At 29.6% G+C, this 14,739-nt stretch carries 16 protein-coding genes; 9 read left to right on the top strand and 7 right to left on the bottom strand.

From position 1 onward, the window contains the following. Positions 1-61 precede the first annotated feature (61 nt). From ACEG17_RS01910 to trxA, 6 genes are all read right to left on the bottom strand, one after another. Entirely contained in the window at positions 62-526 is a 465-nt protein-coding gene (locus ACEG17_RS01910) for a low molecular weight protein-tyrosine-phosphatase (RefSeq protein ID WP_372582347.1), read from the bottom strand. A 21-nt stretch (positions 527-547) separates the two neighbouring features. Next, on the bottom strand, positions 548-1,282 hold the full coding sequence (locus tag ACEG17_RS01905; protein ID WP_372582346.1) for an NAD-dependent protein deacylase: 735 nt from the start codon (positions 1,280-1,282) through the stop codon (positions 548-550). A gap of 81 nt (positions 1,283-1,363) precedes the next feature. Further along, positions 1,364-2,296 (bottom strand): dihydroorotate oxidase, encoded by a 933-nt coding sequence (locus ACEG17_RS01900; RefSeq protein WP_372582345.1) that lies wholly within the window; start codon positions 2,294-2,296, stop codon positions 1,364-1,366. A gap of 37 nt (positions 2,297-2,333) precedes the next feature. Then, complete coding sequence (locus tag ACEG17_RS01895) at positions 2,334-3,374, bottom strand: tetratricopeptide repeat protein (RefSeq protein ID WP_372582344.1); 1,041 nt, start codon at positions 3,372-3,374, stop codon at positions 2,334-2,336. 348 nt (positions 3,375-3,722) lie between these two features. Then, the gene (trxB, locus tag ACEG17_RS01890) at positions 3,723-4,670 is read right to left on the bottom strand and encodes a thioredoxin-disulfide reductase (protein WP_372582343.1); all 948 of its coding nucleotides are present in this window, start codon (positions 4,668-4,670) and stop codon (positions 3,723-3,725) included. A 142-nt stretch (positions 4,671-4,812) separates the two neighbouring features. Further along, complete coding sequence (gene trxA, locus ACEG17_RS01885; protein ID WP_372582342.1) at positions 4,813-5,124, bottom strand: thioredoxin; 312 nt, start codon at positions 5,122-5,124, stop codon at positions 4,813-4,815. Positions 5,125-5,424: 300 nt separating this feature from the next. On the opposite strand from trxA, the gene ACEG17_RS01880 reads away from it, so the two are divergent. The 4 genes from ACEG17_RS01880 to ruvA all read left to right on the top strand — a co-directional run bounded on the left by ACEG17_RS01880 (position 5,425) and on the right by ruvA (position 9,216). Further along, positions 5,425-6,081: a metalloregulator ArsR/SmtB family transcription factor gene (locus ACEG17_RS01880; protein WP_147004860.1), complete on the top strand. Its 657-nt coding sequence runs from the start codon at positions 5,425-5,427 to the stop codon at positions 6,079-6,081. 354 nt (positions 6,082-6,435) lie between these two features. Beyond that, on the top strand, positions 6,436-7,689 hold the full coding sequence (locus ACEG17_RS01875) for a D-alanyl-D-alanine carboxypeptidase family protein (protein ID WP_372582341.1): 1,254 nt from the start codon (positions 6,436-6,438) through the stop codon (positions 7,687-7,689). 71 nt (positions 7,690-7,760) lie between these two features. Further along, a complete protein-coding gene (gene murI / locus ACEG17_RS01870; RefSeq protein WP_147004862.1) occupies positions 7,761-8,546 on the top strand; it encodes a glutamate racemase in 786 nt (261 codons plus the stop codon). A gap of 28 nt (positions 8,547-8,574) precedes the next feature. Further along, a complete protein-coding gene (ruvA, locus tag ACEG17_RS01865) occupies positions 8,575-9,216 on the top strand; it encodes a Holliday junction branch migration protein RuvA (protein WP_147004863.1) in 642 nt (213 codons plus the stop codon). A 317-nt stretch (positions 9,217-9,533) separates the two neighbouring features. Here the strand turns inward: ruvA and ACEG17_RS01860 are convergent, their stop codons facing one another. Next, positions 9,534-9,746, bottom strand: a complete 213-nt coding sequence (locus ACEG17_RS01860; protein WP_372582340.1) for a hypothetical protein — start codon at positions 9,744-9,746, stop codon at positions 9,534-9,536. 209 nt (positions 9,747-9,955) lie between these two features. Between ACEG17_RS01860 and ACEG17_RS01855 the strand changes: the two genes are divergently transcribed. From ACEG17_RS01855 to ACEG17_RS01835, 5 genes are all read left to right on the top strand, one after another. Then, positions 9,956-10,390 carry a DnaJ domain-containing protein gene (locus ACEG17_RS01855; protein WP_372582339.1) on the top strand — a complete coding sequence of 145 codons (435 nt, stop codon included), beginning with the start codon at positions 9,956-9,958 and terminating at the stop codon, positions 10,388-10,390. Between the two features lie 16 nt (positions 10,391-10,406). Then, positions 10,407-11,234: an FHA domain-containing protein gene (locus ACEG17_RS01850; RefSeq protein ID WP_372582338.1), complete on the top strand. Its 828-nt coding sequence runs from the start codon at positions 10,407-10,409 to the stop codon at positions 11,232-11,234. A 34-nt stretch (positions 11,235-11,268) separates the two neighbouring features. Continuing rightward, positions 11,269-11,913: an FHA domain-containing protein gene (locus ACEG17_RS01845; protein ID WP_372582337.1), complete on the top strand. Its 645-nt coding sequence runs from the start codon at positions 11,269-11,271 to the stop codon at positions 11,911-11,913. Positions 11,914-12,063: 150 nt separating this feature from the next. Then, positions 12,064-12,192, top strand: a complete 129-nt coding sequence (locus tag ACEG17_RS01840) for a hypothetical protein (protein ID WP_021744732.1) — start codon at positions 12,064-12,066, stop codon at positions 12,190-12,192. Between the two features lie 163 nt (positions 12,193-12,355). After that, positions 12,356-14,725 carry a PP2C family protein-serine/threonine phosphatase gene (locus ACEG17_RS01835; RefSeq protein ID WP_372582336.1) on the top strand — a complete coding sequence of 790 codons (2,370 nt, stop codon included), beginning with the start codon at positions 12,356-12,358 and terminating at the stop codon, positions 14,723-14,725. Positions 14,726-14,739 lie beyond the last annotated feature (14 nt).

Genomic DNA, 14,739 nt, shown 5'->3' with positions numbered 1-14,739 from the left:
CTCTCGAAAGTCTTTTTGTAGTAATCTTGTTTTATAACTTATTGAATATTGAATTATAAAATTAAATATTAAAGTCATTTTTTTTAATAAATTCTAACAATGCACTGCAACCTTTTACAACATCATCATAAGTTGTGTCAAAATCGCCAGTAAACCACGGATCTTTAATTTCTCGGTTTTCTCCTGCGTATTCTAACAGCATTTTTATTTCACCTTTATTTTTTCCATTTGTAAAAAGTTTTATATTTTCTATATTACTTTCGTCCATTCCAATAATATAATCGGCATCCAAATCATCATTATTCAAAATTCTGGAATACATTCCTTCAACACCGATTCCTTCTTTAGCAAGCCTAGTTTTAGTACCGTGATGAACTGGATTTCCGTGTTCCCAAGAACTTGTTGCAGCTGAATCAATAATAATTTTGTCAGATAGCCCTTCTTTTTTTACCATTTCTCGAAAGACTGCTTCTGCCATTGGAGAACGGCATATATTTCCTAGACAGACAAATAATACTTTTATCATTTTTACCTCTTTATTTATTTTTTATTTTAATTTTTTAAAAACTTCGCCTATGCTTTCGTGTATAACTAAATTTGCAAAATTATCCTGCTCAGTCTTGGATTTATTTATTAAAATGAGATTTTTTCCTTGAAAATACTGTACAAGAGAAGCTGCTGGATACACGATAAGCGAAGTTCCTCCGATAATTAGTGTATCAGCTTTGGATATTTCGTTTATTGCTTTTCTAAAAGTATCTGGATCAGGTACTTCTTCATATAAAGTAACATCTGGTTTTATAATTCCGCCACATTTTGAACAATGCGGGATATTTTCAGTTTCACAGATTTTTAAAAATTCTTCCATATTGTATTTTTGACTGCAAATAATACAAGTATTGCTGTCAACAGTTCCGTGAAGTTTCAGGACATTTTTACTTCCAGCCATTTCATGCAGACAGTCGATATTTTGGGTAATTACAGCCTTCAATTTTCCATCTTGTTCCAACTTTGCCAAGTATTTATGAGCGAAATTTGGTTTTGCATTTGGATAAACGAGATGTTTTTTATAAAAATCGTAAAATTCTTCAGGATATTTTTCATACATTGTGTGGGAAACAAGCTCTTCTGGAGAAAAATTTCTATCAAGTTTTAAATTGTAGACTCCATTTGCACTTCTAAAATCAGGGATGCCAGATTCTGTGGAAACTCCCGCACCTCCAAAAAAGACGATTCTTTTACTTTCATCAATTATTTTTTGAAGCAAACTTATTTTATCCATTTCTATCACCTTATTTCATTGTTTACTTTACTTTTTATTTTTTATTATTAAACCCACCATTAAAATAGTGGGTTGAAAAAATTATAAATATTTCAATTTTCCTCTGAAATCTTCGATAGTTTTGTATCCTTTTTTATCCATAATAGCTTTTAATTCGTTAGTTATTCTTTCAAAAGCACTAGGACCTTCTTTATGTAAAGTCGTACCGATTTGAACCATGCTTGCTCCACAAAGAATATGTTCAAAAGCGTCTTGTCCCGTAAGAACTCCTCCCGTTCCAATAATTTTGATAGAAGGATTTAATCTTTTATAAAATGCGTGAACATTGGCAAGAGCAGTTGGCTTTATATATTCTCCTCCAATTCCGCCAAATCCATTTTTAGGCTTTATTACAACGCTTTCATCTTCAATCACAAGCCCATTTCCAATACTGTTTATACAGTTTATAAATGTTAGTGGAAATTTATTAAATACTGCAGCTGCTTGATCGAAGTGGACAATATCAAAGTAAGGAGGCAATTTTACTCCAAGTGGTTTTTTGAAATATGAAAAAATATCTGTTAATAATTTTTCAGTAGTTTCCAAATCATAGGCAATTTGAGGTTTTCCTGGCACATTTGGACAAGACAGGTTAAGTTCTGTTATTCCTTTAAAATCACTTTCCTGAACTTTTTTTAGTAATGCGTGAGTGTCTTCTGTCGACATTCCTACAAGCGAGAAAAAGAAAGTTCTATCAGGATGTGTTTTCTGTAATTCTAATAAATATTCTAAATAGTAATCAAATCCTAAATTTGGGAGACCCATTGAATTTATACTTCCTAAATTTGTGTCGTGGTATCTAGGTTCAGGATTTCCAGGACGTGACTGTAATGTCGCAGTTTTGGTAACAAATGTTCCAGCTTGTGAATTTATCACTTGTTCCAATTCGTTTTTGTCATAACAGTAAACTCCAGCAGCATTCATAAAGCAGTTTTCAAACTCAAAATCACCTATTTTTGTTTTTGTAGTTGCCATTTTTCCTCCTAAAATTTAATATTTATTTTTATTTAAATTACAAATGTAAAGCTAATTTGTAGTATTGGATAGCCAATTTCAACTGATCTGCTTCTTCGTAAAGTTTTGCAACTTCAATTACATTGTCAGAAATTTTCAGATATTCACTATCTTTTAAATTTTGTTCAGCAATGTCAAATTTTCCAAGTTTTATACAGCATTTTCCAAAATTAAATTTAAGTTTTGCATCGTCAATTTTTTTCATATCAACTTTTGCATTTTCTCGTTTTTTTCCTTCAAAAAAATGTCCATAATTTGTGTAGGCAAGATTATAGTTTTTTTCATCAGCAAAAATGTTTCCAAGCAGTGCAAAGGCTTCCAAATGATTTTCATCTGCAAGCAATTTTAAATAGTGTTTTGCAAGAGTAAGATTGTTTTTGTCTGTATAAAGGTTTGAAAGAACTTCCTGCGCTCTTTTATTGTCATAGTCATCTGCTGCTGTTTTTAAATGTTTTTCAGCAGTTTCAATGTCCTGTCTTTCGCCATACAGTTTTCCAAGAAGATAATATGCTTCACCATTATCTTTTGCCTTATGTAAATATTCTTCAGCCAAATCAACTTGACCATTGTCATAGTAAATTTTTGCAAGCAGTACTTGAGCTTCTTGATCTCTTTCATCAGCTACAGGTTTTAAATAATCTATTGCTAAATTTTTCTTTTTGAATAAATAATACAATTTCCCTAAGTGATACTGTGCTCTTTGATTTCCATTGCTTATAGCTTGTTTATAATAATACTCAGCTAATTCAAAATTTGATTTTCTTTTATAAACTGTTCCAAGTTTATCTTGCAGTTCAAAATCTCCGCCATCAGCAATTTTTTTTAAATATTTTTCTGCTAAATTTAATTTGTCATATTTTAGATAAATATCAGCAAGTAAAAGAAAAGCCTTTCTATTTCCACCTTTAGCTGCTTCTTTCAAGTATTTTTCAGCAAGTATGTCAGAACCGCTGTCGTAGTAACTTTTTCCCATTTCATACAATCGTCCTGAATCATCATTTTCAATATTATCGAAACTTTCAAATTCAATATTTTCCATAAAAAGTAACCTCCTATTTTTAATGTTTTATTTTTTGCCTCCAAATTTATTATTTAAAATTTGGAGTTTTAATTTAAAATTATTACATTATTATATTATACTATATTTTTTTATATTTGTCATATTATTTCAGAAAAATAAAAAAATTTAATTAATTTTTTATAATTTTATTTTTTCGATTAATAAATTTTATTTGGATCAGTTGGATAATTAAGTTAAAAAATAGATTTAGAGTATATTTTATTATAAAGTAAAATATAAAACAAAAAATGTACCTTAAAACTTTCTAATTATTATTATCCAGTTTATTGGTACATATTTAATATTTTATTTCTTTAAGTTTTAGAATTATAAATTATTTTCTCTTAAATATTCTTCTACATCAAGTCCCGCAATAGCACCACTTCCAGCCGCAATTATTGCCTGCTGATATTTGCTGTCTTGAACATCTCCTGCTGCAAAGATTCCAGGAGTACTTGTTTTAGAGGATTTTCCTTTTGTTATAATGTAGCCTCTATCGTCAATTTCGACTTTTCCTTCAAGAAATTTTGTATTTGGAGTTCTTCCAATCGCTACAAAAATTCCATCTGTTGCTAAAGTTTCGATTTCGCCTGTTTTGTTATTTAAAAGCTCTATTCCTGTAACTTTTTCATCAGCTAGCACTTTTTTTGGAGTATAATCTAATTTCCACTCAATTTTTTCGTTATCTCTTGCTCTTTGTTGCATAATTGCAGAGGCACGTAATATATCTCTTCTGTTAATGATAGTAACTTTGTTTACAAATTTTGTTAAAAATATAGCTTCTTCCATCGCAGTATCTCCACCGCCAATTACAACAACATCTTTTCCACGATAAAAAAATCCGTCACAAGTCGCACATGCACTAACACCTTTTCCTATATTTTCTTTTTCATTTTCAATTCCAAGGTATTTTGCACTTGCCCCTGTTGATAAAATTACTGTTTTTGCTTCTATTATATTTCCGTTATCTAAATGCAATTTAAATGTTTTCTTACCACTATTTTCTACATTTTCAATATCTTTTACAACTGCCTGTAGAAATTCAGTTCCAAAATTTTTTGATTGAGCTTTTATATCCTCTATTAGCTGTGGACCTGAAATTCCTTGTGGAAATCCAGGAAAATTTTCAACTTCTGTTGTAGTTGTCAATTGTCCACCTGGTTCCATTCCATTTATTATTATATTTTTTAATCCAGCACGGCTTAGATAAATTGCGGCTGTCAGTCCTGCTGGTCCTGATCCTATAATTACTGAATCATACATATTTTTCACCATTCCTTTTTTACGATTTTTCGTTTTATAAACTATAACTTAGTTAAATTTATTTTTTAATATTAAAGCCTAGCAGAATTAAAAAATAACCGCTAGACTTTTTTATAAATAAATATTTCTTTAAATAATATATTTTGCCCAAATTCTATAATATTTGGTTTACTTCTTCATAAAGTGCTTCTTTTGAATGTAATCCAACTAATTTTTTTACAGGTTTTCCATCCTTGAATAAAATTAATGTAGGGATGCTTTGAATTCCGAAAGATTGTGCTAATTCTAGTTCTTCATCTACATTTACTTTTCCTATTGTAGCTTTTCCTTCCATTTCTCCTGAAAATTCTTCAATAATAGGAAGTTGCATTTTACAAGGTCCACACCATTCTGCCCAAAAATCTACTAGAGCAACTCCATTTGCAATACTTTTTTCAAAATTATCTTTATTTAAACTTAATGCCATTTTACATCAACCTCTTTCTTAAAATCATTTTTGTTAAGTTTTATAATTTATAGTTTATTTTTTAAAAAAATTGTGTTATACTGTTTTTAGAAAATCAACTATTCAATCAAGTAATTGAATAGTATCATATTTAAAATAAATTGTCAACACTTTTATTATAATTTTTAAAAGTATACTCAAATTTACTTTAAAATTCAGTTATTTAAGCATAAATGGGGACTTAGGAGCTTAATAATAATTTTTAAATTTAGATTTTATGAGATTTAGTATAAATGTAAAAGTAGAAAGGAGCTGAATTAAATGGATAAGATATGTCAAAATTACAAAAATAGCCTGTATTTGGGATTATCAAAAATTGGAAAATGCTTATCCAGTGAAAAAAGAATCGAAATACTGGATTTACTTGTGCAAGGATCAAAAACTGTGGAAAGTATTTCGAATGAAACAGGAATGAGTATCGCTAATACTTCAAGACATTTGCAGATTTTAAAGGATGGTAATCTGGTTGTTTGTGAAAAAAAGGGAAACTATGTTGTTTATGAGATTGCAAATACACAGATAATAGATTTAGTGTATCTTCTGATTGGAGTAGGAGAGCAGCAACTAGCAGACATTCAACGGATACACAGCGAGTTTAATGACAGCTGCATGAAAATCCGTCCGATTACTTTGGAACAGGCTTATGAAATGGCAAAAAACAAAGAAACTTTAATAATAGACTTACGTCCGGCAGATGAATTTAATTCAAGCCATATAGAAAATGCAATAAATATTCCAATGAAGAATCTGGAAGAAAATTTGAAGAATTTACCCCAAAATAAAGAAATAATTGTTTATTGCAGAGGACGAAACTGTGCCTATGCAAATTTAGCTTCCAAACTTTTGAATGATAATGGATTTCATGCCTACAGCTTGAATCAGAGTTATTATGACTGGCAAAAGTATGATAATTTTTAGTTCATATATTGTAAAAAAGGAGAAGATATTTTATAAATATAGAAATTTTTTTAAATAAAAACTAAAATAAAAATATAAATATAATTAATTTTTTTTAATATATAGACATTAAAATTAAAATGCAATTGTAAACAGATAAAATAAATTTAACTTTAGGATTTATTTTTGAAATAATTTAGAGTGTAAATTGAAATTTTTTATAGATAATTATTGAGAATTTTTTAAATACATTCAGGCAGATAGCAATCAAATCAAACAAGTTTTATCAATAAATTTACAAATGAAAAACTAATATGAAAATGTTATATTACTCTTTAGGAAATTTATCAGATAGAAAAGAGGAAAGAAAGGAAAATGGGAAAGAAAATAAAAAATAGAAATAAAAGTAAAAAAATAATATTATCCATAGCATTTATGATTACATCAGCATTTTCATTTGCTGAAGGGGAGAATTATCATGACTATAAAGCTTTATTAATAGGAGATGTTAATGGAAATATTATAAAGGAAGATAACAGTTCAGCAGTTCGTCCATTAGCGTCTGTTACAAAAATTATGACATCAATATTGACATTAGATAAAATTAAGCAAGGTTCAATTTCATATGAAGACAAGGTAACAGTTTCATCAAAAGCGGCTTCTGTTCCTTATGGAATAAAATTAACTGCTGGAAAGCAATATACAGTAAGGGATTTATTAAAGGCAACTATTATAAAATCATCAAACAATGCGGCTTATGCACTTGCTGAATATGTTGCAGGCGATGTGCCAAGTTTTGTAAATTTAATGAATCAGAAAGCAAGAAGTTATGGGCTAAATTCTCTTCGATATTGCTCTCCGCACGGATTACCGCCTAAGTATACAGGTTCTTGTATGGATCAGGGGAATGCTAAGGATTTGTATAAATTGGCTCAAATCACATTAAGGGATTATAGTGAATACTTAAATTTCTCAAAAAACAAAACAGATTATGTAGATAACGGAAATACAAAAGTAAGTTCTACAAATTCACTTTTAGGAAATGTTTTGGGAGTAGATGGAATAAAAACAGGCTATCATGAAGCGGCAGGTTCAAATATAGTTTTGACAGCAAACAGAGGCAATGATAGAATGATAGCAATTATTTTAGGTTCAGACAGAGCGAGAGACAGAAATGCAATAGGTGCAAAAGAGATAAATGATTATTATGCAAATGGCTATGCTAGAAAGACTCGCGGAAATAATAATTATGCAAGCAGTTCTGCTAACACTGGTAATGCTGTAAAAGTTAATGAAAGTAATAAAGCCGAAAATAATAATGCTCCAAAAGGAAACAAGGTAGAACAATTTTTTAATACAATTTTTGGAAAAAATAACAATAATAATTCAGCTAAGAAAATGAAAATTATAAGCAGAAATGATGTAGTAGCAGTAGCAACAATTGGAAATAATAAATATAATTTATACCCAACAAAAGATGTAGAAATAACTGCAACTCAAAGACCAAATCTAACTTACACAGTAAACTTGAATTCAGGAGTAACTAAAAATAGCAGGGGAAAAATTGTAGGAACATATATTGCAACTGACGGGACGTTGACTTATAGTGGGGAACTGATTATGAAATAATGTAAAAAGAGCTGTTGTTTTTTAACGGCTCAATTTTATTTTTTAAAATATAACAACAGGAAGGAAATAAAATGTCTATTGGAGTATTTGATTCGGGAATTGGGGGACTTACGGTATTAAAAGAGATTAGAAAAGTATTGCCAAATGAAAAAATATATTATCTCGGAGATACAGCAAGAGTTCCTTATGGAGAAAAGACAAAAGAACTGATTGTAAGGTACTCAAAAGAAATTGTTGAGTTTTTGCTGGAAAAAGAAGTAAGCGCTATTGTAGTGGCTTGCAATACAGCTACTGCCCTTGCATTAAAGGAACTGAAAGAAACTTTTAAAATACCAATTATAGGAGTAATAGAGGCTGGAGCAAGAACAGCAATAAATACTACAAAAAGTAATAAAATTGGTGTAATTGGAACGAAAGCAACTATAAAATCGGGGAAATACGAAGAAGAAATAAAACTTTTTAATACAAAGGCAGAAGTATTTCAGAAGGCATGTCCACTTTTTGTTCCAGCTGTAGAAGAAGGAATTTTAAGCGGTAAGCTTGTTAATCAGATAATAAAGACATATTTAGATGATTTTGAAGGAAAAGTTGATACATTAATACTAGGATGTACTCATTATCCGCTTTTAAAAGAGGCAATTGGAAAAATTTATCCAGATATAAAAATAGTGGATCCGGCAAGGGAAACAGCATTAGATTTGAAAAAAATTTTACAAAAAAATGAATTTTTAAAAAATGATGCTAAGAAAAATGAAGAAGTAAAATATTATGTAACAGATGGGCAAGAAAAATTTAAAGAAATTGGAATTATGTTTTTGGAAGAAAATATTTCAAAAGTTGAATTAGTAAAATTATAAATTACAAATTTAAAAAGAAAGGGTATAAATGTTTGAATATATTTTAGGAAAATTAGCAGTGAAGAAAGTTGATTATGTTGCTTTAGAGATAAATGGCTTGGCATACAAAATTCATATATCCCTAAAAACATTTGAAAAAATAGATAATATTGGAAGCAACGAAAAATTATACATTTATACAAATGTAAAAGAAGATGATATTTCTCTTTACGGATTTAAAACACAAAATGAAAGGGAACTTTTTAAAGCACTAATAAGTATAAGTGGAGTAGGACCGAAACTTGCAATTGCAATACTTTCTACTTTTAATATGAGAGAAATTATTGATATTGTTACAGAGAACGAATCAAAAATTTTTACAAGAGTTCCAGGACTGGGTATAAAAAAAGCTCAAAAGATAATACTGGATTTGAAAGATAAAGTGAAAAAACTGGATGTAGTAGAAGTTATTGAAGAAAATAGCAATATATTAAGTGGAAAACTGATAACATCAGAAGTATCAGATTCTAGAGTTTTGTTAATGAAGGAAGATTTGAAATTGGCTTTAGAGTCTTTAGGATATGTAAATACAGATGTTTCTAAATGGATAAAAGATAGTGAGTTAGTTCAAATAAAAGATATTAGTGAAGCTATAAAAATAGTTTTGCAGAAAATTCAAAATAAAAAATAAAGAATATAAACTTTATTTTAAAATAAGAGTGGAATATGAGTTAATTACTTTTCACATATTTTCACTCTAATTTTTTTAGATTGACTATAATTACAAAAATGTACCTTTAAACATTGCAATTTTTATTGCTTTGTCTACAGGTACATATTTTTTGATGTTTACATAATTTTATAGTAAAACTTATTTAAAACTAAACTCAAAAGCTATGACTATTTTATTCAAACCATAAATTTATATAATTTTAGCAGTTTAATTTAAAATAGGTTTGAGTATAATTTGTATAAATTTTTATGAGTAATAATTTTATAAATTTAATTTTATTTGTGATGTCTTTTATTAATTCTTTTTTCATGAGGTTTTGTTGCTTGTTTTCTTGTTGGCTTTTTGTTTATCGATTTTCTTTTTGGTTGAACAACAGTTGCTTTTGGTTTTGGTCTTTGTTCTTTAGGCGGAATGGCAAAAGATACAATGGACACTCCTGCTATTCCTAGAATTGCAACCGTTTTCTTAAAAGTATTTTTCATATTCATATTAATCATCTCCATTTCAATTTGCTCTTATCTTTTGAACAAATACATAATACCATTTAATTTTGACAAAAATATGTAAATTTTATGTCTTTTTTATGAAATTTAAAACCAAAAACATTAATTATAAATTAAAAATATATTGACAAAAATATAATAATATAGTATTATTTAATTAAAATTAAAGAAAAATTAATAAAGAAGGAAGAGAAATGGATTATTACAAAATACTGGAAGTACCTGAGAATGCAGATGTTTCTGAAATAAAAAAGAAATATAGAAAAATGGCAATCAAATATCATCCTGACAGAAATACAGGAGATGAAAAAGCTGTAAAAAAATTTCGAGAAATAACAGAGGCGTATGAAGTTCTTTCAAATGATAAAAGACGGAAAGAGTATGATTACAAAAGAAAAAATGCGAGAAATCATCTAAAAAATAAAAATAATAAAGAAAATTTTAAAAGTAAATCTTTTCAAAATAATTTTACTTTTGGAAAAGAATTTTTTAAAAGTGCAACCGAAATGAAAGGAATGTTTGAAAACAGTTTTGGGCTAGATAAAATGGGTAAGAATAAAGCAAAAGCTGAGAAAGAAAGTGTGAAAAGCAGATTTGAGAGTTTTTTTGATATGAAAGAGAAAAAGTAAGAAGGGGAAATTAGAAATGTTGTGGGGAATCAGAAGAAGTTTTACAAATTGGGGAAATATTTTTAGGCGTTCATTTGGACGTGGAAGTATTTACAGGCTGGAAAGGCTTAGAAGCGTAGCACGGCTTGGAAAAAATAGAGAAAATGGAAAAATTAATGATGAAAGAAATAAAATTAGTGTAGATAAGGGAATTAAAAAATATGAAAAACGTAAATTGAATGCAAAAAATCAAAAAAGTTACAAATTTTTAAATATAAAAAATATTTTAATAATGACAGTTTTAATATTTACATTCATTTTTGTACATCTTTCAGGATATTCTACAAAAAGTCTTTATTTTTCAATTTTTATTTATATTGGAGTCACACTTTACCTGCTTATTGTGGAAAGATTTTTTGAAAAGGTGGAAGTCGAGGAGGAAATCAAAAATATAAAGCATGAGAGAGAAAGGGAGCATAATGTATTTTTAGAAAGGGTAAAGGAAATTGAGGATTTGGAGAAAAAGCAGATTGAGCATATATTTTTGAAGGATTCAGAAGATTATGATATGAAAATTTGGAAAATTGGGAGGGCAACATCGCTTCTTATTGGTAAGCAATCGCCAAGAAACAGGGTGGATATAGATGTAAGTGAAGGAATTTACTCAAATTTAGTCAGCAGGGCTCACGGAATCTTAAATCGTGTCAACGGAATCTGGTATTATGAGGATTTAGGCTCACAAAATGGAAGTGGAATTGAAAGAAGTTTAGATAAACGGAAAATAAAGCTGAAAAAAAATATACCAGTAAAAGTGGAATCAGGAGATATAATTTATTTAGCGACTACAAAAATATTATTAAAATAAATCTATAAATAAAAAAAGAAAGGAAAATTTTAAAATGAAATTGGATAGATGTAAAAATGGGCATATATACGATGTTTCAAGATACAGCTCGTGTCCTTACTGCAAATCAGAAGGGCTGGAAACAGAAAATCTGGATGATAAAATTAATCTAGTTGAAGAAATGAAAGATGAAGACAGAACAACAGCCTACTGGTCTAAAGACAGCACGGTAGATCCAGTCGTGGGTTGGCTTACGTGTATTGAAGGGCATGATAAGGGAAAAGACTATAGGATTGTGAGTGAACGCAACTTTGTTGGGCGTGGAGAAAATATGGATATACAAATTTTAGGAGATACTATGATTTCCAGAAAAAACCATTGTTCAATAAGTTATAACCCTAAACAGAGAAAATTCATGCTAACTCCCGGAGATTCCAACGGACTTATTTATCTAAATGGAGAAGCAGTCTACAACACAGTAGAATTACGAGCTTATTCAGTAGTGGAAATGGGAGAAAGTAAGTTTGTATTTGTAAATCTGTGCGGAGATTATTTTGACTGGGAAAAGGAAAAATCAAGAGAGGAAAGAGTGAAAAGGAAATATGAAAATTTAAATGATGAAAAAATTGTGAAAAATACGAATTTTCAGAATAAAAATAATGATTTAGAAGTAAAAATCGAAGATTATGAAGAAATTTAATAAATTTATACTAAACCCCTTTTAAATAAAGAATTTATTACAAACTTTTCTAATAAGAGATATAAACCTAATGTTTTCAATTAATTTAAGATATAATTCTCATTTTTTAAACAGAGTTTAGTATAGATTAATCCGTCGGAGCATTTTTATGTGCTGGCAAAACTGTCTGAGCATAGCGAGTTTTTTGTCAGTGCAGAAAAATGTCGTAGACTAGCCATAGGTGGTAGGATTTGCGGCGATGAGCAATCCTACGAAAATAAAAGAAAAAATATAATATAAAATAGGAAAAACTGTTATTAAACAAAATAATCTAATACTAAATCTTATTAGAAAATAGAATACAATTCAAAATTTATTAGATATTAACCTTTTTAATGGGGAATAGTATAAAAATATATTTTATAAAGTTGAATTAACCAAAAATAGAGGGAGAAATTGAGAAATGAGGAAAGATGAGGCAAAATTTATTACAGAATTTTTGAGTGAGGCTGGGACGAAGGCTGAAAATAACGATTATTTTGGGTATGTTTTGCTGGATAATTATGCGATTTGGGCTGTGGCGGATGGATTTGATGAGGAAGAAGGGGCAAAAGTTGCAGCAAGGATTGCTGTGGAATCTGCAATTGAATATTTTATGCTACGTCCACGATTTAACTATGATGTAATAAAGGAAATGATGGATTATGCCAATCTGAAAGTTAAGGAAAAACAGGAAGAAACTCAGAAATATTCTCTTATGCACACTTCTCTTTTAATCATTATAAGTAATTATAATTCAATTTTATATGGAAATATCGGAAATACAAGGTTTTATCATATTAGAGGCGGATACATCATTTCTCAAAGCAGAGATGACACGATAGCACAGCTTTTGGTGGATGAAGAGGCATTGAATATATCGGATATGAAATTTCACAGGCAAAGAAATGATTTGCTGCAGGCGATTGGGGATTTTGGGAAAATTAAGCTAAATATTATAAAAAAACCTGTAGAACTTATGGAAAAAGATGTTTTTTGCTTGACGACTGTAGGATTCTGGGAAAATATTGATGAGCATGATATGGAAAACGACTTTTCCAGATTTGAGGATAAGAAGCAATGGTTAAATTCATTAGAAAAACGGATACTTGCTTCACTTAGGGATAATATCGAAAATTATACGATTGCACAGGTAGAAGTAGGTGCTGTAGCAAGTCCAGAGCCGATGGAAAAGGACAAAAGGAAACTTATTAAAAAAATAATACTTGTAATGCTGATTATTGTTGTAATTATTTTGTTTGTTATAATTTGGAATGTAAAAAGGCGAAATGGTATTCTGCAGGCGGCAACACAGTATGAAAAGTTGGCAGATGAGGAGATTTTAAAGAAAAATTTTAATAATTCAATTGATAATTTGAAGCTTGAAATTGGAGAATACGAAAAACTAAAGCCTAAAAACAAGGGTATAATAGGATTTCTTACGAATGCTGAGAAAAAAAGAGCTGATGCAAGTAAGAAAATTGATGAGATAAATAAGAAAATTGGAGAAACTGAAAAAATTAAAAAGGCATTTTCGGATATTAATGAGGGAAATGAGATGTTTAACAGCGGAAATTATGACGAGGCGAACGTAAAATATCAGCAGGCTAAGTATAACCTGAATGACAATAGCTATAAACGGGATGAGCTGAACACGGAAGAGATTTTAACTACATTGGATTCGCGGATAAATTCAACTGTGAAATTAAAGGAAGCTAAGGCTTTGGAAACGGCTGGAGATGCAGCAGTTAATGAAGGAAGTTACAATTTGGCAAAGGTTAGCTATAAAAATGCGGCGGATATGTATTTGGCAAATGGAAGGGCAGATTATGTTTCGCAAGTTGAGAAAAAGCTGGAGGAAATAACGGATAAGGAAAAAACAGCATATAATGGGGCAATGCTTGCTGAAAATAAAGGGGATTCGCTAGCACAAAGCAATATTAATTCTTCAAAAGAGGCGTATTATCAGGCACGACAGATGTATCAAACACTTGGAGATACTGTGAAAGTGGGAGAAATTGACAATAAGATACAGGAACTTGATTCCCAGCAAAATGCTAATTTGCAGACTGCCAATAATCTTGTTCAGGAAGGGCTTTCGCAAATAACTGCTAATAATCCAGCACAAGCAATAAATATTCTAACACAGGCTAAAAATATTTATCAGAAAATGAAGGATACGAATAATGCAAATGTTGTGAGTAAATACATAAATCAGGCACAGGAATTTATTAAATTTGAAAGCCAGAATGCTGAAAAATTGAAAACACAGGAAATAGAATATTCGGAAAAGTTAAGACAGCAGGAAATTCAGATACAACAGCAACTGCAAATAAAAGAGGCTGAAATCAAGGCACAGCAAGAAGAAATGGAGCAGGAGAGGCAAAGGCGTGAAGAAATAACAAGGAAAATGGAAAATGCATCAAATCTGGAAATGCAGGCAGATCAGTTGGCTATAAACGAAAGATTTGAAGAAAGTATTTCAAAATATGAGGAAACGAAGAAACTTCTGGAAGAGGTGAATGCAGATGGGAACTTTGGAAATCAGATGTCTAAAATTGAGGATTTGAATAAAAAAATTGAAAAAAATGAGGGATATTTATTAAAGAGAAAAGCAGAAGAGGATTTTAAGAATAAAAAATGGAAGGAAGCTGTGGAAAAATTTACGCAGGCAAAGGAAAAGCTGGAAAAAAGCGGTACAAAACAAAATGAAATAGCCGAAATTGAGAAAAAGCTGAAAAAGGCTGAGAAAAAGGCGAATAAAAAATGGTGGCAGTTTTGGAAGATTTTTTAAAAGGGAGAAGGGAA

The organism is Leptotrichia hongkongensis, from assembly GCF_041538065.1.
GTDB lineage: Bacteria > Fusobacteriota > Fusobacteriia > Fusobacteriales > Leptotrichiaceae > Leptotrichia > Leptotrichia hongkongensis.
This window is presented reverse-complemented; position numbering and strand designations above follow the sequence as displayed.

What these genes read in the sequence shown, in the direction of transcription:
- ACEG17_RS01910 (WP_372582347.1), bottom strand. Translation starts at nt 526, where the DNA reads ATGATAAAAGTATTATTTGTCTGTCTAGGAAATATATGCCGTTCTCCA.
- ACEG17_RS01905 (WP_372582346.1), bottom strand. Translation starts at nt 1,282, where the DNA reads ATGGATAAAATAAGTTTGCTTCAAAAAATAATTGATGAAAGTAAAAGA.
- ACEG17_RS01900 (WP_372582345.1), bottom strand. Translation starts at nt 2,296, where the DNA reads ATGGCAACTACAAAAACAAAAATAGGTGATTTTGAGTTTGAAAACTGC.
- ACEG17_RS01895 (WP_372582344.1), bottom strand. Translation starts at nt 3,374, where the DNA reads ATGGAAAATATTGAATTTGAAAGTTTCGATAATATTGAAAATGATGAT.
- trxB (WP_372582343.1), bottom strand. Translation starts at nt 4,670, where the DNA reads ATGGTGAAAAATATGTATGATTCAGTAATTATAGGATCAGGACCAGCA.
- trxA (WP_372582342.1), bottom strand. Translation starts at nt 5,124, where the DNA reads ATGGCATTAAGTTTAAATAAAGATAATTTTGAAAAAAGTATTGCAAAT.
- ACEG17_RS01880 (WP_147004860.1), top strand. Translation starts at nt 5,425, where the DNA reads ATGGATAAGATATGTCAAAATTACAAAAATAGCCTGTATTTGGGATTA.
- ACEG17_RS01875 (WP_372582341.1), top strand. Translation starts at nt 6,436, where the DNA reads ATGGGAAAGAAAATAAAAAATAGAAATAAAAGTAAAAAAATAATATTA.
- murI (WP_147004862.1), top strand. Translation starts at nt 7,761, where the DNA reads ATGTCTATTGGAGTATTTGATTCGGGAATTGGGGGACTTACGGTATTA.
- ruvA (WP_147004863.1), top strand. Translation starts at nt 8,575, where the DNA reads ATGTTTGAATATATTTTAGGAAAATTAGCAGTGAAGAAAGTTGATTAT.
- ACEG17_RS01860 (WP_372582340.1), bottom strand. Translation starts at nt 9,746, where the DNA reads ATGAATATGAAAAATACTTTTAAGAAAACGGTTGCAATTCTAGGAATA.
- ACEG17_RS01855 (WP_372582339.1), top strand. Translation starts at nt 9,956, where the DNA reads ATGGATTATTACAAAATACTGGAAGTACCTGAGAATGCAGATGTTTCT.
- ACEG17_RS01850 (WP_372582338.1), top strand. Translation starts at nt 10,407, where the DNA reads ATGTTGTGGGGAATCAGAAGAAGTTTTACAAATTGGGGAAATATTTTT.
- ACEG17_RS01845 (WP_372582337.1), top strand. Translation starts at nt 11,269, where the DNA reads ATGAAATTGGATAGATGTAAAAATGGGCATATATACGATGTTTCAAGA.
- ACEG17_RS01835 (WP_372582336.1), top strand. Translation starts at nt 12,356, where the DNA reads ATGAGGAAAGATGAGGCAAAATTTATTACAGAATTTTTGAGTGAGGCT.